Annotated in this window: 27 protein-coding genes; all 27 read left to right on the top strand. The window is 36.8% G+C overall.

Annotated features, from left to right (window positions below):
• Positions 1 to 165: 165 nt before the first annotated feature.
• The 27 genes from FG383_RS07975 to FG383_RS08105 all read left to right on the top strand — a co-directional run bounded on the left by FG383_RS07975 (position 166) and on the right by FG383_RS08105 (position 25,739).
• Positions 166 to 1,320, top strand: coding sequence for an acyl-CoA dehydrogenase family protein (locus tag FG383_RS07975; RefSeq protein ID WP_142606686.1), 1,155 nt, complete (start codon positions 166 to 168; stop codon positions 1,318 to 1,320).
• 46 nt (positions 1,321 to 1,366) lie between these two features.
• The gene (locus FG383_RS07980; RefSeq protein WP_142606688.1) at positions 1,367 to 2,371 is read left to right on the top strand and encodes a TRAP transporter substrate-binding protein; all 1,005 of its coding nucleotides are present in this window, start codon (positions 1,367 to 1,369) and stop codon (positions 2,369 to 2,371) included.
• A 62-nt stretch (positions 2,372 to 2,433) separates the two neighbouring features.
• Entirely contained in the window at positions 2,434 to 3,720 is a 1,287-nt protein-coding gene (locus FG383_RS07985; RefSeq protein WP_142606690.1) for a TRAP transporter large permease, read from the top strand.
• A 21-nt stretch (positions 3,721 to 3,741) separates the two neighbouring features.
• Positions 3,742 to 4,233 carry a TRAP transporter small permease gene (locus tag FG383_RS07990; protein ID WP_142606692.1) on the top strand — a complete coding sequence of 164 codons (492 nt, stop codon included), beginning with the start codon at positions 3,742 to 3,744 and terminating at the stop codon, positions 4,231 to 4,233.
• A gap of 4 nt (positions 4,234 to 4,237) precedes the next feature.
• Complete coding sequence (locus FG383_RS07995) at positions 4,238 to 5,284, top strand: zinc-dependent alcohol dehydrogenase (protein ID WP_142606694.1); 1,047 nt, start codon at positions 4,238 to 4,240, stop codon at positions 5,282 to 5,284.
• A 24-nt stretch (positions 5,285 to 5,308) separates the two neighbouring features.
• Positions 5,309 to 6,091, top strand: a complete 783-nt coding sequence (locus tag FG383_RS08000; protein ID WP_185907879.1) for an enoyl-CoA hydratase/isomerase family protein — start codon at positions 5,309 to 5,311, stop codon at positions 6,089 to 6,091.
• A gap of 140 nt (positions 6,092 to 6,231) precedes the next feature.
• Positions 6,232 to 7,257 carry a LacI family DNA-binding transcriptional regulator gene (locus tag FG383_RS08005; protein WP_185907880.1) on the top strand — a complete coding sequence of 342 codons (1,026 nt, stop codon included), beginning with the start codon at positions 6,232 to 6,234 and terminating at the stop codon, positions 7,255 to 7,257.
• A gap of 323 nt (positions 7,258 to 7,580) precedes the next feature.
• On the top strand, positions 7,581 to 7,772 hold the full coding sequence (locus tag FG383_RS08010; protein ID WP_142606700.1) for a Rossmann-fold NAD(P)-binding domain-containing protein: 192 nt from the start codon (positions 7,581 to 7,583) through the stop codon (positions 7,770 to 7,772).
• A 481-nt stretch (positions 7,773 to 8,253) separates the two neighbouring features.
• Positions 8,254 to 8,727 carry a hypothetical protein gene (locus FG383_RS08015; protein ID WP_142606702.1) on the top strand — a complete coding sequence of 158 codons (474 nt, stop codon included), beginning with the start codon at positions 8,254 to 8,256 and terminating at the stop codon, positions 8,725 to 8,727.
• 167 nt (positions 8,728 to 8,894) lie between these two features.
• Positions 8,895 to 9,269 (top strand): hypothetical protein, encoded by a 375-nt coding sequence (locus tag FG383_RS08020; protein WP_142606704.1) that lies wholly within the window; start codon positions 8,895 to 8,897, stop codon positions 9,267 to 9,269.
• A 38-nt stretch (positions 9,270 to 9,307) separates the two neighbouring features.
• The gene (locus FG383_RS08025) at positions 9,308 to 9,745 is read left to right on the top strand and encodes an SMI1/KNR4 family protein (protein ID WP_142606706.1); all 438 of its coding nucleotides are present in this window, start codon (positions 9,308 to 9,310) and stop codon (positions 9,743 to 9,745) included.
• 99 nt (positions 9,746 to 9,844) lie between these two features.
• Positions 9,845 to 10,474, top strand: a complete 630-nt coding sequence (locus FG383_RS08030; protein ID WP_142606708.1) for a class I SAM-dependent methyltransferase — start codon at positions 9,845 to 9,847, stop codon at positions 10,472 to 10,474.
• 146 nt (positions 10,475 to 10,620) lie between these two features.
• Entirely contained in the window at positions 10,621 to 11,058 is a 438-nt protein-coding gene (locus FG383_RS08035) for an NUDIX hydrolase (protein WP_142606710.1), read from the top strand.
• A gap of 4 nt (positions 11,059 to 11,062) precedes the next feature.
• Positions 11,063 to 11,260 (top strand): hypothetical protein, encoded by a 198-nt coding sequence (locus FG383_RS08040; RefSeq protein ID WP_142606712.1) that lies wholly within the window; start codon positions 11,063 to 11,065, stop codon positions 11,258 to 11,260.
• Between the two features lie 132 nt (positions 11,261 to 11,392).
• On the top strand, positions 11,393 to 12,196 hold the full coding sequence (locus FG383_RS08045; RefSeq protein WP_142606714.1) for a hypothetical protein: 804 nt from the start codon (positions 11,393 to 11,395) through the stop codon (positions 12,194 to 12,196).
• Positions 12,156 to 12,695 carry a D-glycero-alpha-D-manno-heptose-1,7-bisphosphate 7-phosphatase gene (locus FG383_RS08050; RefSeq protein WP_142606716.1) on the top strand — a complete coding sequence of 180 codons (540 nt, stop codon included), beginning with the start codon at positions 12,156 to 12,158 and terminating at the stop codon, positions 12,693 to 12,695. Before FG383_RS08045 ends, FG383_RS08050 begins: the two co-directional genes overlap by 41 nt.
• A gap of 63 nt (positions 12,696 to 12,758) precedes the next feature.
• Entirely contained in the window at positions 12,759 to 14,231 is a 1,473-nt protein-coding gene (locus tag FG383_RS08055; protein ID WP_142606718.1) for a protein adenylyltransferase SelO, read from the top strand.
• Positions 14,232 to 14,584: 353 nt separating this feature from the next.
• Entirely contained in the window at positions 14,585 to 15,502 is a 918-nt protein-coding gene (locus FG383_RS08060) for a dihydrodipicolinate synthase family protein (RefSeq protein WP_142606720.1), read from the top strand.
• 22 nt (positions 15,503 to 15,524) lie between these two features.
• Positions 15,525 to 17,171 carry an ABC transporter substrate-binding protein gene (locus tag FG383_RS08065; RefSeq protein WP_142606722.1) on the top strand — a complete coding sequence of 549 codons (1,647 nt, stop codon included), beginning with the start codon at positions 15,525 to 15,527 and terminating at the stop codon, positions 17,169 to 17,171.
• Positions 17,172 to 17,248: 77 nt separating this feature from the next.
• Positions 17,249 to 18,202, top strand: a complete 954-nt coding sequence (locus FG383_RS08070) for an ABC transporter permease (protein ID WP_142606724.1) — start codon at positions 17,249 to 17,251, stop codon at positions 18,200 to 18,202.
• A gap of 15 nt (positions 18,203 to 18,217) precedes the next feature.
• Complete coding sequence (locus FG383_RS08075) at positions 18,218 to 19,099, top strand: ABC transporter permease (RefSeq protein ID WP_246096907.1); 882 nt, start codon at positions 18,218 to 18,220, stop codon at positions 19,097 to 19,099.
• Between the two features lie 10 nt (positions 19,100 to 19,109).
• Complete coding sequence (locus tag FG383_RS08080) at positions 19,110 to 20,126, top strand: ABC transporter ATP-binding protein (RefSeq protein ID WP_142606726.1); 1,017 nt, start codon at positions 19,110 to 19,112, stop codon at positions 20,124 to 20,126.
• A complete protein-coding gene (locus FG383_RS08085; RefSeq protein WP_142606728.1) occupies positions 20,123 to 21,133 on the top strand; it encodes an ABC transporter ATP-binding protein in 1,011 nt (336 codons plus the stop codon). Before FG383_RS08080 ends, FG383_RS08085 begins: the two co-directional genes overlap by 4 nt.
• 16 nt (positions 21,134 to 21,149) lie before the next feature.
• Positions 21,150 to 22,592 (top strand): glycoside hydrolase family protein, encoded by a 1,443-nt coding sequence (locus FG383_RS08090; protein WP_142606730.1) that lies wholly within the window; start codon positions 21,150 to 21,152, stop codon positions 22,590 to 22,592.
• Between the two features lie 30 nt (positions 22,593 to 22,622).
• Positions 22,623 to 23,963, top strand: a complete 1,341-nt coding sequence (locus FG383_RS08095; protein WP_142606732.1) for a sialidase family protein — start codon at positions 22,623 to 22,625, stop codon at positions 23,961 to 23,963.
• A 46-nt stretch (positions 23,964 to 24,009) separates the two neighbouring features.
• Positions 24,010 to 24,996, top strand: coding sequence for an SGNH/GDSL hydrolase family protein (locus FG383_RS08100; protein ID WP_142606734.1), 987 nt, complete (start codon positions 24,010 to 24,012; stop codon positions 24,994 to 24,996).
• 53 nt (positions 24,997 to 25,049) lie between these two features.
• Entirely contained in the window at positions 25,050 to 25,739 is a 690-nt protein-coding gene (locus tag FG383_RS08105) for an N-acetylmannosamine-6-phosphate 2-epimerase (RefSeq protein ID WP_142606736.1), read from the top strand.
• Positions 25,740 to 25,749: the final 10 nt, after the last annotated feature.

The following is a 25,749-nucleotide window of genomic DNA, read 5'->3' on the forward strand; positions in this document are numbered from 1 at the left end:
CCGCGGGAGTACCGTGAGCCACAGGCTACTAGGAGGCCAGTCAGCTAGTCGTTGCGACAGAACGTCGCGAACTTAGACTGTCGCCTTCCGCTCCAATGAACGGTGCTTGGCTAAAATGAACAGTGAAGTATAACAAAATCAATAAGAAAAGGAGCATTGAGTCAAATGGATATTTTTTTAAACGATGAGGATGTAATGTTAAAAGAGACAGCTAGAAACTTTGCTATCAAGGAGATTCAACCTGTTATTAACGAATTGCACGAAAAAGAGCAATTCTCGGCAGAAATTCATCAGAAGATGGGAAATTTAGGATTCGTAGGGGTACCTTATCCTGTAGAATACGGTGGCTCAGGCGGGACATGGCTTCAGTTTGCATTAATTCATGAGGAAATCTCAAGAGTGGATTCAGGTGTTGCCAATGCGATTATGGGAAATTGTTCCGTTAGTACACTATTGAACACGTTTGGTACTACAGAACAAAAGCAGAAATGGCTACCTAATTTATTAAGCGGTAAAGGACTTGGTGCAATTGCCTTAACCGAACCAAATGCTGGTTCAGATGCAAATAATTTAAGAACAACCGCAAAATTAGAAAATGGAAAGTGGATACTGAACGGAGCTAAAACATTTATTACAAATGCCGGTACTGAAATAACAGAACTAATTATTGTGGCAGCGGTTACAGGTATCGATGATCGAGGAAGAAAAAATATTAGTACGTTTATTGTTCCGAAAGAAACAGAAGGGTTAATTATTAGTCCGGCACTTAAAAAGATTGGCTGGCATACAAGTGACACAAGAGAACTAACATTTGAAAACTGTGTCATTCCGGAAGAGTATCTATTAGGAGAATTGCACAAAGGTTATCGTCAAGCACTTCAGGCAATTACAGCAGGCAGATTTCTCATTGGATCAATGGCAGTAGGACTAGCTCAAGGAAGCTTGGATTATAGCATGACTTATATCAACGAAAGAGAGACGTTTGGCAAGAAATTAAGAGATTACCAGGATGTACAGTTTAAAATTGCCGACATGGCTACAAAAATTCATTCAGCAAGATTAATGGTGTATTATGCAGCTGCCTTATGCGACAAAAATAAAGAATTTTCTAAAGCAGCTTCAATGGCTAAAATGCAAGCTTCCCAAGTAGCGGTGGAAGTGGCTAAAGAGGCCGTTCAACTACACGGTGGTTATGGTGTCATGCGAGAATACGATGTGTCCAGGCATTATCAAGCATCCAAAATATTTGAAATTGTAGAGGGAACCTCTGAAATTCAAAAAATTATTATTTCCCGGGGATTAATGAAGGAGTATTATTAAATACTTCTGACAAATTTAACACAAAATTGAATTGGGGGGTTTTTAAATGAAAAAACTATTTCTTTTGGCTCTTACACTCATTATGATGATGGTTATAGCTGGATGTGGAAGTGAAGCATCAGGATCAGGCGATAAAGATTCGAAAACGTATACAATCAAAATTGGAAATGGAAACCCAGTGGGTGAACCATCTGCAGATATATTGGATGGCTTTGTTAAAGAAGAGCTAGAAAAAAGATCAGATGGTCAATTTAAAGTACAAGTATACTTGAATAGTCAATTGGGTTCAGAGACTGAACTGTTAGAGCAGGTGAAAAGTGGAACGCTACAAATTGCAACTCCGTCTGCCCCTTCCTACCTTGTACCAGATTTAAGTGTTTATTTTCTACCCTACTTGTTTGAAACACAAGACGATTTATGGAAAGTAACAGATGGTCCAATTGGGCAAAGTCTTACGAAGCAATTAGAAGAACAAACAAACTCTAAGGTTCTCGGTTGGTGGAGTACTGGAATCAGACATATTTTCTCTAAAGAGAGAGAAATTAGACAAGTAGATGATCTTAAAGGAATGAAGATTAGAGTAATGGAAATCCCAGTGCTAATGGATGTGTTCAAAGGTCTAGGGGCGTTACCGACACCACTGCCTTACTCAGATGTTTATGGATCACTTACTACAAATGTTGTTGACGGCGCGGATAATGACCCATCAGGTTATAAAAATATGAAGTTTTACGAAGTTGCAAATAATTTCTCGATAAGTAATACGTTGAATTACCCGAAAGCGGTTATTATCAATGAAGAATTTTATAACTCACTTCCGAGTGATTTACAAAAAATTATAGATGAAGTTTTTGCTGAAGCTCAAGAAAAACAACGTGATCTATTTATGGAAGTTATGGACAGTGATATAGCTGAGTTAAAAGATAAAGGGGTCAATGTAATAGAAGATGTAGATATAGAAAGCTTTAAAGAATTGGCAGAGCCAATCTGGAGAGGAAGTAAAGATATAAACCAAGACTTACTAAATGAAATATTAGAAAGTAGAAATTAAATGATAAAAAAGGAAAAGGCGATAAGCCTTTCCCTTTATAAACTAGTTAGCAGGAGGTCACCATGGAAATAGTTCTCATGCTCTTAATTCTTATGGTCATATTAATTATGATAAATGTGCCAATTTCATATTCGATTGGGATTGTGTCTATTAGTTACTTTTTTATTAAAGACATTAGCTTACTTACGATTCCCCAAAGAATGTTTTCAACAATTAACACGTCGACATTGTTTGCTATCCCATTGTTCCTATTAGCAGGTATGCTTATGAATAAAGCGGAAGTAACCGATAAGCTTTATCACTTAGCATTTACATTAATAGGTCATATTAGAGGTGGTCTAGCCCATGTTAACGTTTTAAGTTCGATGATGTTTGCATCCATGACTGGTTCAGCTATGGCGGACATTGTAGGGTTAGGAACTGTGTCAGCAACCGCTATGGAAAAGAAAGGATTTAAGAAAACATTTGCTGCTGCTGTGTCACTTTCAGCTAGTACAATTACTCCAATCATCCCACCAAGTATTATTCTAATCGTTTATGGTGTTGTAGCGGAAGTTTCTATTGGACGATTATTTTTGGCAGGAATTTTGCCAGGTTTAGCGATAGGGCTAATTTTGATGCTGTATATCTATTTGGCTAGTTTCAAAAAGGACTTTCCAAGGGAAAAGTCACGTGCATCTTTTGGAGCTGTAGTAACTGCTTTCAGACATGCAATTTTACCTCTATTTATGCCTGTAATCATTTTAGGGGGAATACTGCTAGGAATATTTACGCCAACAGAGGCAGGCGCAGTTGCGGTATTGTATGTTTTGATTATTGGGTTCTTAGTGTATAAAAAGCTAACTGTGAAAATTGTCATTGAAACATTGAAAGAGGTAGCTGCAACTTCGTCAGTGATCCTTCTTTTAATTTCAATTAGTGGCATACTTGGTTGGATTATTACGATTGAACAAGTCCCTGTATTATTGACTGATTCATTATTATCACTGACCTCTAATCCGATTATTATTTTACTTCTTATCAACGTAATTATATTAATCGCAGGAATGTTTTTGGATGCTACTCCAATTGTTCTTATGTTAGTACCCGTGTTCATGCCCATACTTTTGAATATTGGCGTAGATCCAGTCCATTTCGGTATTATTATAGGAGTAAACACGATGATAGGGGTTACTACACCTCCAGTAGGTGCAGGTCTATACGCCATTAGCGGAGCATTAAAGATAAATGTTATGGATGTCATCAAAGAAATGCTTCCGATGTGGGGTGCCCTTTTTGTTGTTCTGCTTATCATAACATTCTGGCCGGGATTATCTTTGACTATACCGAATCTGATATTTGGGAAATAAGTAGAATTGAGAGGTGTAAACATGATTGAAAAAATCAGAAAGTTGGAACAGAGGATTCTAAAACTTGAAGAGTGGTTTATACTAATTGCCTTAGCATGTATCGTTTTTTTTCAAATCATGCAAGTCGTGTTTAGGTATATCTTGTCTTCACCAATAGGTTGGGTGGATGAATACTCTCGATTTTTATTTATTTGGATGATCATGATTGGTTCGGCAGTGGCCGTTCAAAAAATTGCTCATTTTAATGTTGAGTTTCTTGTGGAAAAATTCAATTTACGCATACAGTGGTTAACGAATGTAGTAGTAACAATCTTATCATCTTCTTTCGTTATAATCTTGATTGTTGCCGGGTTTCGATATTTAGTTGATATGAAAGGGAAAGTTTCATCAGCGACAGGAGTTCCGATAGAGATACTGAATTTTGCTATTCCAGTAGGTTTTACATTAATGGCTATGCACCTACTATTCAATATTATTCTAAAAAATAAAAAAGAAGAATTGCCAGTGGAGTGATCATATGACTAAATCTAAAAAAATGAAGATTGTAAGTCCACTTGAAATAAAAATAACAGATCAAAAAATACCAAAACTTCAAAATGGTGAAGTTTTAATTAGGATTACTCATACAGGTATTTGCGGAACTGACCTGAAAATATTCGATGGTACTATCCCTTATGTAAAAGAAGGAACGTTGAAGTATCCGCACACACCTGGCCATGAATGGGTAGGCATTATTGAAAATGTAGGTCCCGAAGTTGATCCGACTATTCAAATTGGAGATAGGGTTACGGGGGAATGTCATATTGGATGCGGGCATTGTGAGGATTGTGCGAACGGTAGGTCTAACGTCTGTCAAAAAAGAGCTCGAATAGGAATTTTAGGCGTGGATGGTTCATTTGGAAATTTTATGGTATTTCCAAATAAAGCAGTGCATAAAATTCCTGATACGATAAGTGATAAGCAAGCTGTATTAATCGAACCTTTAACGGTAGCCACTTTTGCGCTTGATAAATTAGAAAAAGTTCCAGGTTCTACTCTTGTTATATTTGGTTTAGGTCCTATTGGATTATTAGTTTCCGAAGTTGCTAGGGTAATGGGGGCAGCTAAAGTTATTGGCATTGATATGAATAGCCAACGCATGGAGACAGCCTTACGCATGGGCTGTGACATTGTTCTTAATGCAGGGGATCCGGACCTAAGTGTAAAAGTGAAAGAGGCTACTTATCAAAAGGGGCCAGATATAATTGTAGAAGCTTCAGGAGTCGGTAGTGTCTTGTCGTTGTCATTAAATCTCATCCGAGCCGGGGGCCAATTATCCCTTATAGGCCTTTACAGAGACGATGTAACATTAGATGCAAATCTTATCCTTACAAAGGATCTTAAAATACATGGGAATATGGCAAGTGCACGGGTTTGGGAAAGGGCTATTAGACTACTAGAATCAGGTAAACTAAATATAGATAGTTTAATTACACATCGCTTCCCTTTTGAAAATAGCGATGAGGCATTCGCAACTGCTTATTATAAAAAAGAAGAGTCGATTAAAGTGATTGTAGAAATGTAAGAACTGGAAAGGGGATTAAAAGGATTGAGTAAAATTCAAGTAGATATTCAAGGCGATGGAATAGCCATCCTAACCTTAAACTATCCGGAAAAAAGAAATGTATTATCCTCATTTATCATGAAGGAACTTAATGATCAAATAAAGAGGCTATATACAATGAAGGAAAAAGTAAAAGTGCTAATCATTCGTTCTGAGTATCCGGCATTTTTTAGCAGTGGTGGAGATATCAAAGAGTGGCATAGCTATTCAAAATCAGAAGCCTATGATGAAGGGACTAGTGGAAGCAAGATTTTTTCCCAAATCGAAAATAGTCCATTTATAACGATTGCCTCGATTAGCGGCACTTGCCTAGGTGGCGGTAGTGAATTAGCTTTATCTTGTGACCTTCGAATTTGCACGGAGGATGCAGTATTTGGTCAACCGGAAGTTATTCTTGGAAATGGCCCAAGTTGGGGAGGCTATTACCGACTTGCAAGAACAATCGGTGTTTCCAAAGCAAAAGAATGGATTCTTCTAGGGGAAAACTATTCAGCTAAGCAAGCAGAGCAGTGTGGTTACGTTCATAAAGTTACAAGGGACACAAAGGAACTGCAAAAAACGACCCATCGAATTGCTAGACAGCTTGCGAGTAATTTTCAAGCTGCGAAGGTTTCAAAACTTATTTTAAATCAGATTGAAGAAGAAATGGTACCAACCAATGTAATGGTTGATGCATTGAGTGCATCTATATTTGCGGAAACAGAACTCTCCATTACTCGGAAAAAAGCATTTTTAGACAAGAGATTAAATGAAGTAATTGTAACTTAAGCCAATTTTATTACCTACTTCGCTATTGGAATGGCCTAGAGGAGTCCCGTTTTTTCACAAAAAAATTAATTATGACAATTCAAAGTATAATGGTAAACTTGCCATTAACTATGGAGGAAAATTCTATCAGGAGATGCGAAATGACAAAAGAAAATGCAACAATTCAAGATGTGGCGAATCTTGCAGGTGTTTCAAAAGCGACTGTATCAAAATATATAAATGATATCCCCTATGTGGCAACTAAAACGCGAAAGAAAATTGCAGAGGCGATAGAAGAACTTCAATTTCGTCCAAATACGTTTGCACGTGGCTTAGCGAATAAATCGCTTAGTTTAATTGGTTTAGTTATTTCGGACTTTCAAGTATCAATCAATATGGAACTCATTAAAGCCATTGAAGTAGAGTCTAGACGACTTGGGTATAATTTAGTGCTTGTCAGTACGGATGATGATGATAAGAAAGAGGAAGAAGTTTGCGAGATTTTGATTAACCAGTATCGGCATTTAGATGGAATTATCCTTGCGAATATGAGAATAAATGGCACGAGTTTATCAAAGCTGGAAGGTGTTTTTAAAAATATTGTTATGGTCCATCGTCATGTTGAATCTATGGCAGTTGACTATGTCGTAATTGACGGCTATTTGGGTGGGAAGTTAGCTGCTGAGTATTTAATTAGGCAAGGTCATAAAAATTTAGCAATGATTTCTGGTCCTACAAACATTTTTCAATTTAAAGAAAGAATCGAAGGATTTAAAAGTGTTATAAAAGAGTATGGGATTGAAGAGCAAGCATTGATTATTGAAACCGACCAATCTTTAGAGGAAGGATACAGGGCAGCAGAAAGAATCGTTTTAGAACACAAACTGGCTACGGCTATTTTTGCAAGCAGTGATATGTTGGCACTAGGGGTTATAGAGGCGGCAACCCACTATGGTTGGGATATTCCTAATGAAATATCGTTAATTGGTTACGATAATATTTTCTTTTCTAAGTTGGCTAGAGTGCCCCTTACTACAATTGATAGCCGGATGAAAGAACTAGGGACAACTGCTGTCCAACTACTCAATGAACGTATAAAGGGAAGAGCTACTTTAGAACAAATTAAGTTACGGCCTTCTTTAGTAGTTAGAGATTCATGCATTAAATTAAGTGTCCCAAATAAGTAATACACCTCAAGTAATTCATGAAGACACTTTTTCCTGTGTATGGTCATTCTTACTGCTCATGTACAGGACGGTGTCTTTTTGTTTGCCATTCAGGAATAAAGAAAGGAACCAAATGTTGAAATTAGTAAAAATTTTTATTGGAGATGGGGGAGAAGGCACAGTCCAATCATTCATTGGGACTGCACAAGAACTTCAGAAGATTAGTAATTATTAATTGTCTTATATATGTTATTTCGAATAATAAGAGTATTTTCGTAAAAGATAAATATTTTTCTATGGAATCCATTATTTTTAGCATAGTGGGTAAAAAAGGGGGATTGCTAGTGGGCAGATTAAAAGATAAGGGAAAAATTATCACTGACGTTACAAATGGACAAGGTACAGCAAAGCCGCGTTTGTTTACTAATGAAGGGACTAATCTTGTCGTAACAGATATACAAGAGGAACTATTGGCTAAAAAAACGGAAGTAATCGATAAGATGCACACGTTTCTACTTTGTTTAACAGTAAGGTAGAAGACTTCCAAGTCAGTATGGAAATTAAAAAGCCTGAGTCCATCTGAAAAACGGAACCAGGCTTTAATAAGAGATTCTCTAAGTTTTCTTCTTAAACTATTTACCGAAATGGTAGACATCCTAAATATTAGGTGGTTCAGAACGAATTTAATACGATGCTGCACCGCCTATATTTTCAAACTCCTGTGATTTCACAAAAGGATTAATATCTTCTATATTATTATAATAAGCACCTGTAAATCATCCTTCATCTATATGATTTATTTCATTAATATCCCAGTTAATAATTTTAAACACTGAAAATACCTCTGTCCAAAATGGATGGAGGTATTTTCTAGTAAAATTATAATTAAGCCAAGAACACCCGTGACTTCAGTCATGAGATGAATTGGCTTTCTTTTTTTCGAAATACAAATGTCATCATATTGAGAACTTGTGTTCTTTTTAGTGGAATATACTTAGGAAAGGTAGGTGAAAAACTGTGGAAAAGTTGAATAAAGAATATCGAACTTACCAAATCAACATTAAAAACGGTCATAGAATGTATTCCTATTTCGATGAACTTTGTTTAAACAGTAATAACTTAAACAACACCACGAATTTCTTTATCAGACAAGTATATACTGCTCTATACAATGAGGGAATCCTACAGCCTTTACAACAAGAGGTTCTAAAAGTTATTCTTGATAACATCGATATAATGAATGCCAATCAACGAAAAGCATTTCTTAAAAAATTAGAAAAAGAACAGTTGAAACCAAAAGACGAACAAAAAGAAATAAAGGAAAATCTATTTGATTTCCCTTCAAAAGAGAAGTCCTTTTTAGGCTATAACTTTTTGGATTGTCTGTTTAAGACAATGAAGCAAAAAGATTATTATTCGCTGCCTGGTCAAATAAATCAACAGGTTGTTCAGAATGTTGTACAAACTGGAAGAGTTTTTTTGCAAGCTTAAAAGAGTTCAAAAAGAATCCAGGAAAATATACAGCAAGACCTTCTATTCCTGGTTATTTACCGAAAGGAAGCAGAAAAGAAACTGTTCTTTCGAATCAAATTTGCAAAATAAATGCCGGTAAACTTCTGAGCTTTCCAAAAACCAAAAGAAAAATAAATATAGGTAAGTTGGCCAATGTAGACGAAAATAGATTTTTCGATTTTGAAAAGGACCTACAGCAGCTTAGGGGGAAACATATTCGGTGTAACTACAATATAAGAGGACATTTCGAAGTACAGTTAAATGGCAAAATGTTTTCTACACTTGTTTATAAAACATTGGATTATTTAGCTATTTATCGTGAGAAAATGGAAGGTCGATACTTATTTTTCATCGATTCCGAATCGGAAGATAATGAAGAAATTAGGCATAAAATGCATTTATTACCCCAAAATTTACAATCACTCAATTTACCAGTCCATTTCTCAGAAATACAAAAGGAAGTGTATGTAAAAAACTGGATTCGTAGCATTCAGGATTATGGAACAGAAATTCTAGATTAATTGGCGGTGCTCTTAACTTATACACAGGGAATGAAATAATGAAATGGAAAAATTACATAGAGTCAATTTCGAAAGATTATCATTTTAAAACACCTGCAACGAATGCGGAAATAACGCTTCTTAAAGATGAGTTAAATATTGAATTACCTGGAAAGTTACTAGAATTATACTATGAAACAAATGGGATATTTGATGAACATGCATGTCCTCTTATTTGGTCTATAGAACAGATAATAGAAGACAATTTATTTTTTAGAAATTTTGGTGACTATAAAGATTTCTATATGCATTTCGATCATTTACTATTTTTCTCAGATGCCGGCAATGGGGACTTATTTGGGTACCGAATATTAAATGGGAGCATTCAAGATGATGAAATTTTTGCATGGAATCATGAAGACGATAGTAGAACATGGGTCTCCTCTTCGTTAGAAAACTTTGTGAAAGGCTGGATTACGGGAGAAGTTACTGTTTAATAGCAATGTGTCCTAAAAGTTTGAAATATCCGAGTTGAAAGAGTAAAGTGGAGTTGTTTTTGAATTTCTTTACTTAATTAGAAAAGGGAGACCTGAAGTATGACCGAATTTTGGGAAGCAAGTTTTATAGGAAATCAAATGATGTGGGGATTTGAACCTGCAGACTCTGCAATATTGACAAAGGACTTTTTCCTTGAGAAGCAAGTGAAAGATATATTGATTCCAGGTATTGGATATGGTAGAAATGCAAAGATTTTTTTGGACTACGAAATAAATGTAACAGGCATTGAGATTTCCAAAACAGCGATTGAATTGGCAAGTCAAAATGGGCTTTATTTGAATATTTTTCATGGTTCAGTTAACGATATGCCTTTTGAGGACAAACTATATGAAGGCATATTTTGTTATGCACTTATTCACTTGTTGAATAAAGATGAGAGGGAAAAATTTATAAAGGATTGCTATAATCAATTAAAGCCAGGGGGATATATGATTTTTACTACGATTTCAAAAGAAGCCCCAATGTTTGGAAAGGGCAAACAACTTGGAAAAGATTATTTCGAGATAATGGAAGGGGTAAAAATGTTTTTTTATGATTCCGAATCGATAAAACAAGAGTTTGGAAACTATGGGCTGATAGAATTGACGGAAATTGTGGAGCCACATAAGAACATGGACAATAAACCTCCATTTAAATTTTCCATGATAAAGTGTCAAAAAGAATTATAACTCTTTTTTAGTACGCACGAAATGGATAGGCGAACTAAGGGAAGTTAAAGGGCTTCCCTAAAAAACGGAACAAATTAATTCTGGTTCTTACGACAATTTTAAGCAGTTAAGTTGGATTTTTTGTTATTGAAGAGGAGGAATAATAAATGAAAAGAGTAGATGTTGCATATGTCCTGCTATTTGATGAGCTTAAACAGAAAGTATTAATGGTAAAAAACAAAGGTACAGGTGCTTCCTATTATACGCTCCCAGGTGGAGCAGTGGAAAAAGGCGAAACGCTTAAGGAAGCTGCTGTACGTGAAGTGAAAGAAGAAACGGGATTAGATGCAGAAGTGGATGGTATTTTCTCTGTTGGGGAAGCATTTTTTGAAGAAAGGGGACACCACGCTATCTTCTTTACTTTTGTCGGAAAAATTATCGGTGGAGAAATAAACATATCCTATCCAGAAGAAATTGAGGAAGTGACCTGGATGGATCTAAAGCAAGCGGAAAAATACATACATATTACAAATGAGCATGAGGGGTTGATAACGGACAGAAATACTGTTCCATATATGCTAAGAGAAGTTTTACAAAAGGGGTGATTTCTTGAAAAGCATTTTAAATTTAATTATTGGTCTTGCATTCTGTTTTATTGGGTATTTAGCATTTGGGGGAATCATTGCTTATATTGGCTACGAGGGAGCAGGAATTTTATTCGGAATTATTTTCATTATTTTATTAACGATCATCATTAATTTACTAATGAAAATAAACAGTAACATAGAAAAATTAAAGAACAAATAGTCTCAAAAAAAGTGATGCTTTTGTCTATTCTGTCGGTCGATAAAAGATCGAATGAGCTTATATAGATAAGAATTTTTAAAGTTGTATTTTATAGTTCTTCCTGGGAACCCTAAGTACAAAAGGGTTGCTAAGATGATTAAAAAGATTTACGCAAGTTTTCTTATAACATTCCTGTTATTATGCCAATTAGAAAATGCTTATGCGAGTGAGCGAGTGGTGCTATTAAGCGTACCATCTGATATATGGTATAAAAGGGTCTACTTATTGGCCGATAAAAAAAGTTGGATGGATTTTGAGAATTTTACCGTGCAAATTGGTGATCGAGGAGTATTAGTTTATCATTTTCCTGATTGGTACCATGGCAAGTATGATCCTGCACTATATTATCAAGATATAAATGAGGACATGCTGGAGGATGTCATCATCGTATTAAATAATGATAAAGCTGATCATAAGGAGATTCATATCCTCAATCAAATACAAGACCCTTACCTAAGATTTGAAGAGGCGCCAGTTGAACCTATTGACTTGACCATTAATCGCCTTGTGAAAATAAGGAAGCATAATCATATCCTGAGTATTCTTGCGAGCAAAATAAAATATGAAATCGATCTATCCCCATATAATTTTACAAATCCTCGTAAACCATACTTCAGTACAGAGACAGTTGAATATTCTATCGAAAATGGCGCATTAATAGGAACTATGAGTGTCAACGTAGTGCGAGATGATAGTGTTTATGGAGGTTTGCTTGGTTATTTAACTATTGTGTACTTTTGGGACGGTAAAATGTACAAAGCAAAATACGTAACATTTCAACAAGAGGAACCTGAAAAAAGCGGAACGTTATCGCAGTGGAATACGCAAGGAACTATACTGGAAAGGCGTGTAGTAAATGAACAAGGCGGTATTTTTGGATCGAGACGGAGTAATTAATGAAGTACTATCGGACCGGGTTAAATTTGTGAACAAGCCGGAAGAGTTTTATTTTTTACCGGGAGTGCCAGAAGCAATTAAGAAATTGAATGCTTTTTTTGATTACATATTTGTTGTAACGAATCAAGGCGGTGTGGGACTTGGATTTATGAAGGAATCGCAACTCATTAAAATTCATGACCATATGATTGCGCAACTTAAGATAGAAGGGGCAATTATTCATGAAGCGGTTTATTGTCCACATAAACCGAAAGCGGGTTGTGCTTGCCGCAAGCCAAACAGCAAATTAATCGTGGATCTAGGTAAAAAATATAACATTGATTTAGCCCAATCTTACATGGTTGGTGATACCGATACAGATATTATTGCAGGGAAAAAGGCGGGTACAAAGGGGGTTTTTTTAGGAAAGAGTGACCCACTTGCGGATGCCGTCTATCCTGACCTGTTAAGTGCTGTCGACTGGATCATAGAGGATGCAACATCAAAGCAAGAAGGGTGATTAGTTTCGCTAAAAGGGTATAATAATTGGATAATAAAAAATAAAGGAAGACAAGGAGACAAGATGACAGAAAAAAAAGAAATGATAGAAACTGGATGGAATTTCGATAATAGTTATGCTCGTTTGCCAAATATATTTTTCACAAAACAAAACTTACACGCTGTGCGCGCCCCTAAGTTGACGATACTGAATGAGCCATTAGCCCAATCATTGGGATTGGACGCCCGATCGTTACAAAGTGATGAAAGTGTAGCAGAGCTTGCGGGTAACCGAGTTCCAGTAGGTGCATTGCCGCTTGCTCAAGCTTATGCAGGGCATCAGTTTGGACATTTTAATATGTTAGGGGATGGGCGTGCTATTCTTCTTGGCGAGCAAATCACGCCTACGAATGAGCGATTTGATATTCAGCTGAAAGGAGCAGGAAGAACACCCTATTCACGTGGAGGAGACGGTAGAGCTGCCCTCGGTCCAATGCTAAGAGAGTATATTATAAGCGAAGCAATGCATGGACTTGGTATTCCTACTACCCGAAGTTTAGCAGTAGTGTCTACGGGTGAACCAGTAATCCGTGAAACGGGCTTACCAGGTTCAATTCTCACTAGAGTAGCTGCAAGTCATATACGCGTTGGTACTTTTCAATACGCTGCGAGATGGGGCACGAAAGAGGATCTTTGTGCATTAGCAGATTATACTTTGGAGCGACATTTCCCAGAAGTTGCCGCTGATTCGAATCGCCATCTGTCCCTGCTTCAGAAAGTAATTAAGAGGCAAGCGGAGCTGATTGCTAAATGGCAACTTGTTGGGTTTATTCACGGAGTGATGAATACGGATAATATGAGCATTAGTGGAGAAACGATCGATTATGGTCCTTGTGCCTTTATGGACGTGTATGATCTGGAAACGGTATTTAGCTCTATTGATACACAAGGGCGCTATGCATATGGTAATCAGCCAAATATTGGAGGATGGAATTTAGCGAGGCTTGCTGAATCTTTATTGCCATTGCTTCATGAAAACCTGGAGGAAGCATATAAACTGGCAGAGAAAGAACTTCAAGCGTTTCCTAAATTGTATTACGCTAATTGGCTCTCCGGAATGCGAAAGAAACTAGGATTATTTAATGAAGAGGTAGAGGATGAAGCACTTATTGAGGAGCTCCTCGGTATGATGCAAAAGTATCGCGTGGACTACACAAATACTTTCTTGTCATTAACTTTTGATAAGCGTGGAGATACTGCACTGTTCGATTCTAAGGAATTTGGCGATTGGTTTGAAGAGTGGCAAGCAAGATTAAGCAGACAAGAAGAGTCAAAATCCTCCGTCCTGCAACTGATGAGAAACAACAATCCAGCGGTAATACCTCGCAATCATCGGGTAGAAGAAGCGCTAGATGCTGCGGAACAAGGTGACCTAAGTGTGATGGAGCAACTTCTTGGTGTACTTTCAAATCCATACGCTCATACTCCTAAACAAGAGGAGTACTCCACGCTGCCTGTGCAATCAAACTGTTCGTACAAAACCTTTTGCGGCACGTAATGTAAACAATGTTGAATCTATGCTTGATCGAATTGTGCGTGGCATCGGATCTTGCGATTATGGGCAACATTCCCAAATTGTTAATTTAACTAAAAATTCTAACAAAAGACTGATTGAGTAAGATATCAACTCAGTCTTTTTTTATTACTTCAAATAACAGGACTTTCAAGATTCAAAGATGCTTCTACCATATCATTAACGTACTCAATTAATGATATAGAGTAGATACTTCAATAGTGGAAATTTTTTTCAAAAAATAATAAAATGGCGAAAAATATTTACAATTATCAGAATTGATGATATAGTCTGTTTGTAAGCGATTTCAAATATTGGTTTAAGGCGGGGAAAAGAATATGTTACTAGATAAGTATAAGGGGATTATTCCTGCATTCTATGCTTGTTATGATGAATCAGGAGAAATATCACCCGAGAGAATTAAATTATTAGCTAATCATCTCTATGAAAAAGGAGTTCAAGGTCTTTATGTTGGGGGAAGTTCGGGAGAGTGTATTTATCAAAACCTTGAGGAAAGGAAAGCGACTTTAAAATATGTTTCTGAAAGCCTGAAGGGAAAACTTACACTAATCGCTCATGTCGGAGCTCCATCAACTAAGGAAAGCGTGGAATTAGCGAAGTATGCGGAAGAGTTGGGATATGATGCACTTTCCGCTATACCGCCCATTTATTTTAAGCTTCCGGAGAGTTCCATTGAAAAATATTGGACGGAGATAATGGATTCGACGGAACTGCCATTTATTATTTATAACATACCGCAAACGACTGGCTATAATCTTTCTATTAATCTGCTTACAAAGTTATTGAAAAATGACAAGCTCATTGGGGTAAAAAATTCTTCCATGCCTGTAATGGATATTGAAAGATTTAAAGCTGCGGCACCTGAAGAGTTTATAGTATTTAATGGACCTGATGAACAATATGTCTCTGGAAGATTAATCGGCGCGGATAGCGGGATAGGCGGCACATACGGTGTGATGCCGGAGCTATTCTTAAAAGCAGAAGAGTTTGTGGTGGCTGGTAACTTTTCCGAAGCGAGAAAAATCCAACGTGATATCAATGACATTATTATTGCATTATGTTCATTGAACGGTTCGATGTATTCCACGATTAAAGAGATCTATAAATTACGCGGGATTAATATCGGAAGTGTGAGAGGGCCATTGGAACCTGTATCTGGGGAAGATCTAGGGAAGATTGAAATCATTAAAAATATGATTGATGTAGCCAAACAGAAATTTGGAATAGAAAACTAATATCAAAAAGGGGTGTAAGTGGATGAAAAAAGTAGGATTCTATTTATTTGTTGTCTTGAGTGTATTGTTTATTATTGGATGCTCACCTGAGAAAGATTCAACTAATGAAGATAGTACAAAGCCGTCCAATGATTCGGTAGTGCCAGCTGCAGAAAATGGTGGCACATTAAATCTTGTTACAATTGATCCTAATGGGTTTGGCGAGAGGATTGAACCATTGTGGTTAAATAGGGGAGGAATGCACCAAAGGTTAATGTTTAGAAGCCTATTTCTACCAGATGTAGATTTGCAAAATCTAAATCCAGATTTAGCTGCAAGTTACGAGGGTTCAGACGATGGGCTTACGTACACAATTACGATGAAAGATGGACTTAAATGGCATGACGGGGAAGACCTAACTGCTGAAGATGTAGTTTGGAGTATAGAAACTGTGCTAAAAGCGACGCAAGTCAATGCGATTTATACAAATGCATTCTCTTCGATTGAAGGGGCAGCGGATTGGATAGCAGGGCAAAGTGATAAACTTGCAGGTATTACGGCTGAAGGAAATACAATCACAGTTAAACTAGACAACCCAGTAGGAAACTTCCTACCTGTATTAGGGCAATTCGCAATATATCCAAAGCACTTATTGAAAGATGAAAATCCATTAGAAATTCATAATGCCGCTTTTTGGGAAAATCCAGTTGGGAATGGAATGTATAAGTTAGAAAAACTGGAACCTGGAAACTTTGCTACATTTGTTCCAGCTGAATCTTATGAAGGTACAAAGCCTAAAATTCAGAAGATTGTGTTGACGGCTGTTGCAGAACCAACTTCGGCAGCAAAAACTGGCCAAGTAGATTTCTTTAACACGAATGTTGCAGAGTTCATTGATAGCATGAAAGCTGTTGACAATTTCGTTGCACATCCTATCGATATTCTTTTTTACCGTTATTTCTTAGTGAATATGGAAGATACAGAAGGAAATGTTAATGAGAAAATGGCTGATAAGAGAGTTCGAGAGGCTCTTATGTATGGAATTGACAGAAAGTCGTTAACAGAACAACTATATCCCGGCTTAGCTGCAGTCTTGAACACTGGTGTTCCACCAACTTTTGACGAAAGTTATACGGATGCTCCTGAATATGAATATAATCCAGAGAAGGCAAAAGAGCTTTTAAAGGAAGCAAACTTTGATTTTAATGAAACGATTAAGCTACGTTTTTACTATGGCGACCAAACATCCATTAACTTTATGACAGCTGTAGCGCAGTACCTGACTGAACTTGGAATGAAAGTGGATGTATTGCAGTTCCAGGCAGACCCTACAACAGAACTTTACAAAGTAAGAGATTACGATATTGCACTTAAAGGGTTATCTTCATTTGGTTATGAGGAATGGTACGGTGAATACGAATCAACAAACTCAAATATGATCAACATCTTTGGTCTTGATGGTATTTTTGACGATGGAGTCGCAAAGTTAAAAGAGACGGTTGATGCTGTGGAACGAAAAGAAATTCTTCAAGAACTTCAAAAACAAGAAGTGGAAAATCTTTATAAACTTCCATTGTATACAGTGAATAGTTATTACTATGTAAATGAGGAAAAGCTTAAGACCGCAGGAATCTACGGAAACCCTTGGTATAACTACGACATGAAATTCGAAGAGTGGGAAATAAAATAATGGACTGAAAACAAATCGCAAATCAATACTTCTCTCGATTTGCGATTTGTTTATATAGAATTCAGGTGGTGAAGTAAGTGTTAAAGTATATCATTCGAAAATCGCTAGTCACAATACCGATGTTATTTGTAATCAGTATTATTGTATTTTTCGCTATACAATTATCACCAATTGACCCCATAAGTTATTCAGCTTCCCCGGATGTAGCGGTAGATTCGGAAAACTTAGAAGCGCTTCGAGAACATTTGGGATTAAATGATCCGTTATACATACAGTATTACCACTGGATCATTGCTGTTTTTAAAGGTGACTTTGGCTATAGTATTATAACTGGTCAACCTATAGCAAAAATATTAGCCTTAAAGTTGCCTGCAACCATTGAACTTTCATTGTTAGCTTTAGTAATCTCCACGATTATAGGTGTGGCGATGGGATTAGTTTCTGCAATCAAACCCAATAGTATGAGTGACTATTTTTCTCGAAATGTTGCTGTCCTAGGTATTTCAATTCCCGAATTCTTTTTTGGGATTATCATCATTCAAATATTTGCCATTCAATTAGGCTGGTTACCCATTAGTGGTCGTATCGGAGTAAACGATGTTACATTTTGGGATAGGCTCCCAAATTTGATACTTCCCTCTTTTACGTTGGCAATCGGAATGTTGGCCGTACTCCTAAGGTATACAAGAAACTCCATGTTGGATGTTCTCAGTAAAGATTATATTAAGACAGCAAGAAGCAAGGGGATTCCAGAGTGGAAAGTATTTATATTTCATGCATTTCGAAACTCATTGGGATCAATATTAGTCATTCTCGCTTTCCGCCTTCCGATGCTAATTGGCGGATCAGTCATTATCGAAATGGTATTTATGTGGCCGGGTATTGGGAACGCGATCATTAGCGCGGTTTCATCGAGTGATTATCCTGTAATTATGATTACGACAATGATGCTTGCATCGGCGATATTAGTAGCAAGCTTTTTAGTGGATGTGCTTTCCGCATTTTTAGACCCAAGAATCCGACTTGAATAGTGAGGTGGCTATGATATGACTATGACTACTTCAGCGATAGAAGTAAAAGCAAAAAAAACTAGTCTCTTGAAAATTCGAATGAAAAAAATGCGGTCAAATAAATTAGCGACTATAGGTCTACTAGTTTGTATTGGAATGACCTTATTATCGGTATTTGCCCCATTCATAACAAGTTACGATCCAGCACAAATGAATCTTTCCAATATTACACAAGCTCCAAGTGCTGAGCACATTTTTGGAACCGATAAGTTAGGTAGAGATGTATTTGCCCAAGTTCTATATGGTGGACGTGTTTCCATATATGTTGGTGTTTTAAGTGCTTTAGGTGGAACGATTATTGGTGTACTAGCAGGGGCTATCGCTGGTTACTTTGGTGGGAAGATTGATAGCATACTCCTAAGATTTTCAGAGATTTTCATGACATTCCCACAACTAATATTAGTGCTAGTGTTAGTATCCCTTCTTGGTCAAGGGGTAAACAATCTAATTATTGTGTTTGTCATTACAGGGTGGATGACGACATTCCGTCTAGTAAGAAATGAATTCTTAACTGTAAGGGAAGAAACGTATGTAAGTGTATGTCGTTCTTTTGGAATCCCCACTTCATCCATAATATTTAAACATATGCTACCGAATACAATGAGTCCAATTATTGTAGCATTTACAGTAAACGTTGCGGGTTTTATCTTGGCAGAAGCGGGATTGAGCTTCTTAGGTCTTGGTGTTCCTGTTACAACACCAACATGGGGGAATATTATGAATGCTGCACAATCAATTGATGTTGTCACAAACTATTGGTGGTTATGGTTAGCGCCAGGGATAGCAATTTCATTGTTTGTTTTGGCGATAAACTTCTTAGGAGATGGATTACGAGATATTTTAGATCCTAAACAGTGAGGGATTAATTATGAGAAAACTAAATTCAATATTAAAGGTAGAAAATTTAACTGTCTCATTTAGTGATGGAAAAGAATCCACAAAGATTTTAAAAGATGTTTCATTTTCAGTATTCAGTGGTAAGATGTTGGCGATTGTCGGGGAATCTGGATGTGGAAAAAGTGTCACTGTTCACTCTATCATGCAGTTATTACCTAAAAATGGTAAAATAGATAGTGGAAAAGTACTTTTTAATGACGGAGGAAATGAAGTAGATTTAGTCAGTATGAAAAAGTATGGAAAACAGATGAGAGCGATGCGTGGACAGAAGATTGGTATGGTTTTTCAGGACCCAATGGCTTCCTTGAATCCAACTCATCAAGTGGGAAAGCAAGTAATGGAGAATTTAATGCAGCATTATAAAATACCTAAAAAAGAGGCAAGGGATAAGGTAATTGAGTTATTTAAATTGTTAGGAATTCCTGATCCAGAACAGCGTATAAAAGATTATCCTCACCAATTTAGCGGAGGTATGCGGCAAAGGGTAATGATTGCAATCTCCATGATTTGTAATCCGAATTTGTTAATTGCCGATGAGCCAACTACAGCTCTCGATGTAACGATTCAGGCTCAGATTATGGATTTAATGAAAGAACTCCAAGAAAAACACGATAAATCAATCATATTAATTACACATAATATGGGTTTGGTGGCGGAAGTAGCTGATTTTGTAGCTGTTATGTATATGGGGAGAATTGTTGAGTACGGTACGGTGAGAGATATATTAAACAATCCAAGCCATCCGTATACGCAATCACTATTGAAATCTGTACCAGTTATGGGGTTAGACAAAAATCAAAAGCTAGCAACAATTAGAGGAACTACTCCAAATCCGAAAGATTATGTGAAAGGATGCGAATTTGCAGGTAGATGTGATTTTGCAATGGAAAGTTGTCTAACAAGAGATATTCCCGACATTAACTTAACTAATAGCCATCAAGTAAGGTGTCTATTAGTGGAAGAAAGTAAGGAAGTGATTGCAAAATGACTACATCTAAACGTGAAGAGATGATTTTCAGTATTAAAAACTTGAAAACACATTATCCAGTACTTGGAGGTTTTTTCAGAAAACAAATTGGAACGGTGAAGGCAGTAGATGACGTTACGATAGATGTTCGAAGAGGTGAAACGTTGGGTATTGTCGGAGAGTCTGGCTGCGGAAAGTCAACTCTGGCTAAAACCATGATGTTATTGGAAAAACCAACTGAGGGAAAAATGCTATACGATTTTAACGGGGAACAAAAAGATGTAACCAAACTAAACGCCGGAGATGTGTTTGATTTTAGAAGTCGTGTACAAATGGTTTTCCAAGATCCATATTCTTCCCTCAACCCATCCAAAAGAATTATAGAATCATTTGATGAGCCACTTAGAGTACATGGTTATAAAAATCCAGCAGAAAGAAAACAACGCATTATTGAGTCACTTAGAATGGTAAATCTTAGTGAGGACTATTTATATCGATTTCCCCATGAATTTTCGGGTGGCCAGAGACAGAGGATTAGTATCGCAAGAGCATTATGTATTAATCCTGAACTTATTATTTGCGATGAACCTGTATCGGCACTTGACGTATCAATCCAGGCACAAGTTTTAAATTTAATGAAAGAAATTCAAAAAGAACTGAATCTGACATACGTTTTTATCGCACATGATTTAAGTGTTGTCCAGTATATGAGTGACCGTGTTGTTGTCATGTATTTAGGGAAAATCGTGGAAATTTCTGAAGCATCCAATCTACATGTTAATCCACTTCATCCTTATACGGAAGCATTACTTTCTGCGGTACCTGTTCCAGTTGTTAATGAAGGCAAAAGTAAACGAATACCTTTAACAGGCGATGTTCCAAGTCCAATCAATAGACCATCGGGATGTCCATTTAGTAACAGATGTCCGAAAAGAATGGATATTTGTACGCAAGTTGAGCCTCCATTGCAATCATATGGTGAGGAAGACCATCAAGTCGCCTGTCATTTATATACGAAACCAATTTGACACAGGAGTGATTAAGATGCAGAAGACGACAAAGTATTTGTTCTTAGACTCTGGAATTGTAAATTCCCATTATGGTGATAATGTTGAAATGCATTTGAATACTATTCAAAAAGATGAAGTGAATAACCCGCTCTTTACTGAGGAATTCTTTTCTAATCCATCAAAGAGCTGGGAAGTTCGGTACGATAATTCTTATCCAAATGTATTTTATGATCGGCAAGAAAAAATTTATCGGTGCTATTATACTTTATTTTTAAAAGATGATCATTCAGCAACAACACCTTTAGAAAAAAGACCAGGACAGCAATACCAACCTAGTTCAAAAAGAATTACTGGATTTTGTTATGCATTTTCAAAAGATGGAGTCAATTGGGAGAAACCGAATCTAGGATTAGTCGAATTTAATGAAAGTAAAGATAATAATATTATTTTTAGGAATGCACATGGTTCTTGTGTATTTTTGGACGAGGAGGAGACAGACCCTAAGAAAAAATACAAACTATTGACAAAGATAGAGTATTCTCACGATAACCACTTTATGGCTGTTGCCTATTCTAATGATGGGATTCATTTTGGAGAACCTATTCCGTGGCCAAACTTCAATCCACAAGCAGATACATATAATTATTTTTTTAGAGACCCTGTGACACGGAAATTCATTTTGATTACACGTATTTGGAAAAACGGATTGAGGATTGCTGCCAAATGTGAAAGTGTAGACTTTATTCATTGGTCGGAACCAGTTGAAATAACGAGAGGTCAAGGAGCTGAATCCCAGGTTTATTCTATGCCTATTTTCCGTTATGAAAATATCTATCTAGGATTGCCTTCTATGTATAAAGAAGGTGACCGTTCAGATGATGATTTTGACACGGTTGATTTGAAACTAAATTTTTCAGTCGATATGAACAACTGGGAGTTCGTTGCACCTAAGGAGAACTTCATTGTGCGTGGAATAGGGAAGTATCCAACTGGTGAATTTGATTGTGGATGTATTTTTTCTAGTACACCTGTTGAAATCGATCATAAAATCTATTTTTATTATATGGGTGGTAATGGCCAGCATACGAACTTCCGTGAGACTTCATTTGCAAGAGGTTATATAGAAAAAGATAAATTTGCTTATTACGCACCTAAAAATGAAGGCAGCAAATCAATTGTGCTAACATCTGCTTTCAACTTCTTTGGGGACCAATTAAGCATATTGGCTGACTTAGAAGAAGGTGGGTCCATTCAATACGAAATTGTAAAGCGCAACTCGTTAGAATCTATGGAAGGTTTTGGTGTAGCTGATTGTGAGCCAATTATCGGATCGGGTTGGAGTTCAATGAAGTTTAAAAACAAAAAAATAACAGACTTAGGTAATGAGCCATTCTGTATTCGATTTACTTTTGAAAAAGCAAAATTATTTGCACTTGACGGTTTCTTAAATGTCTTGAAGAAAAAGTATAATCAATAATAAAGAGAAAAATTCAAGGAGTTTTCTACTATGACCAAACTTGAAACACAAGCAATTTTCTATCCGAATTATGCTGGTTCGAAAGCATATCGAATTCCGTCCATGATAACATCAAGTAAAGGAACAATTATTGTTGGAATTGATGCAAGGATAGTAGATCAGAGGGACAATCCTAACAAAATTGAAACGGCGATTAGGCGAAGTAATGACAATGGAAAAACATGGGATCTGATTCGGAGAATTGTAGCTTTTGCTGGAGAGGGTTTAGATGGTGCGGCTGCTATTGATACGGCTCTATTAGAAGATGAAGTGACTGGTACGATATTTATGATTTTATGTCATACACCAGGTGGAATTGGTCTCCGGACTAGCGAAACTGGGATTGGTTTTGATTCAAAAGGACGTAGGAAACTATTTGACAAAGACGGAACGCTTTATTTACTGTCCGAGGACGGCAAGGTTTTTGATTCAACGGAGAAAATAACTAATTATACAGTTGATGCCCAAGGGTATGTTTATGAGGACAGTAAACCAAGCGGCAATATATATTATAAAAAAGGAATTGATCCAAATGAAACCTTGCTTGAAGGAAGAACATCTTTTTTACAAATGATTCAAAGTAAAGATGATGGATTTACCTGGTCGGAACCAAGCGAGCTAAATCCATTCGTGAAAGAAGAGTGGATGCGCTTTATCGGATCTGGTCCTGGGCGTGGACTACAATTGAAACATGGCGAAAAAGCTGGACGTTTGGTGTTTCCAATCTACTTTTCCAATGAAGAGGGTCACTTATCATGTGCTTGTATATATAGTGACGACCATGGTGTTACTTGGAAGAGAGGGGAGTCGCCAAATGATGAAAGGGAGCTGGATGGAAAAGTTCTTTCTGCAAAAGAAATCTCTGATGTAAAGCAGTACTTAACTGAATCTCAAGTGATTGAATTACCAAATGGAGATCTCCAATATTATATGAGAAATCACTATGGACTTCAAAGAACTGCCGTGACTAAGAGTACGGATGGGGGCGAAACTTGGGATGATGTGACATTTGACATGACTTTGTTGGACCCAATTTGTCAATCTAGTGTCGTCCTTTATCCTGATCAAGGTGATGGTAAGGTACGAGTGTTATTCTCTAATCCAGCCAATGAAAATAAACGAACAAAAGGTACGGTTCGCTTGAGTGAGGATGGAGGGGTAACCTGGCCGTATAAGAAAGTGATTGAAGACGGCTATTTTGATTATTCTTGCTTAACGATCCTTCAAAACGGCGAAATTGGTGTCGTTTATGAACATATCTATGATGATAGTGATTTAAATAATATGGATATTCGGTTTGGGACATTTACGTTGGACTGGTTGAAATCATAATAATTCGGTTACTTCTGCATTGAAAATAAGTAATAGGGGTGTACTAATGAAACCTATTTTGTTGAATTCACAAACAATACGAGGTGCCTTGTCACTCGAAAAAGACGGTGAATTTATTATTCCTTGGCGAATTTTTCATGAAGAAAAAGAATTCTATACGCCAAATCTACTTAATGGAACTGCAGAAATACCTGCCGGTGTTCGAATAACATTTGAAACAAACGCATCAAACATAACAGTGGAAATTGCGGTATCTGAAGCTGAAGTTGAATTCGATCTTGTGATAGATAAAGCGTTCGTGAAAACAATCATTGTGAATCCTGGGGACACATCTTTTACTGTGGATGGTCTTTCGGTAAGCACTAAACTTGTGGAAATTTACTTGTCGCAACAACGAAAAGTAGCGGTAAGAAATGTTTATATTCCCGATGAAGCAAATTGGAATGTTTATTCGACTCAAAGGAAGAAGTGGATTACATATGGGAGTTCTATCACTCAATGCACTGCAGCAGAAAGTCCTTCGAAAACTTGGCCAGCTATTACCTCGAGTGAATTGGATCTTGATTTGATTTGTCTGGGATTTAGTGGGCAATGCCATTACGAGCCAATGATAGCCCGAACAATTAGGGATACGCCTGTTGACTTCATTTCCCTGTGTGCGGGAATAAATATTTTCGGTGCAAATAGTTACAATCACCGAACATTCCAAGCCATCATCATTGGATTTATTAAAATAATTCGGGAAAGGCATATCGCTGTTCCAATTGTTTTAAGTTCTCCTATTTTCGGGACATTTAGAGAAGAAACTCCTAATTTAGTTGAATTTACTCTAATTGAAATGCGAGAACAGGTAAAGGAAATTGTAGATATTTTCAGGAGAAATGGTGATAAGTATATTCACTATGTGGATGGACTAGATATTCTGAATGCAGAAAATGAAAGTTTACTCCCAGACGGCCTTCATCCTGATGCAGAAGGGTATAAGATGATGGGACGCAAGTACGCAACTAAGTTTAATACTTATTTTACTTGATAAAAAATAGTGGAAAAGCCATTGGCAATTCATGAGCATGGAGTTGTATTTATATGAAAACTAAAGAGGCAATTTTTGCATCAATAAAAGGGGAACTTATTGTTTCATGTCAGGCACTTCCTGAAGAACCCATGCACAGCTCGTTTATTATGGGGAGAATGGCTTATTCAGCGATGAAAGGTGGAGCTAAGGGAATTAGAGCTAATAGTGTCGAGGATATTAGAGAGATTAAACAAACGGTAGATTTGCCGATTATCGGGATTATCAAAAATGTATATGAGAACTCTGATGTGTTTATCACCCCAACATTTAAGGAAATAGATCTTTTATATCGTGAAGGTGTAGATATCATTGCGATAGATGCTACGAAGAGAATAAGACCTGATGGCAAAACAATAAGCGAGGTTTATCCTGTTATTAAAGAGAAATATAAGGATCAATTATTCATGGCAGATTGCTCTACGTATGAAGAAGCAAAAACAGCCTATGAATTAGGATTTGATTTCATTGGTACAACGCTCAGTGGTTATACGAACTACACCCAGGAGGTTAACTTGCCAAACATGGAATTGATGGAAAGATTAGTGAAAGACTTTCCTGTGCCAATCATTGCAGAGGGTGGTATTTGGACGCCAGAAGAACTTAAGCACGTATTCGACCTTGGAGTTTACTCAGCAGTTGTTGGAACAGCCATTACACGACCTATGGATATTACCAAAAGGTTTATTGAAGCAATAAAATAAGGTATGTAGG

Source organism: Psychrobacillus soli, assembly GCF_006861775.1.
GTDB classification, from domain to species: domain Bacteria; phylum Bacillota; class Bacilli; order Bacillales_A; family Planococcaceae; genus Psychrobacillus; species Psychrobacillus soli.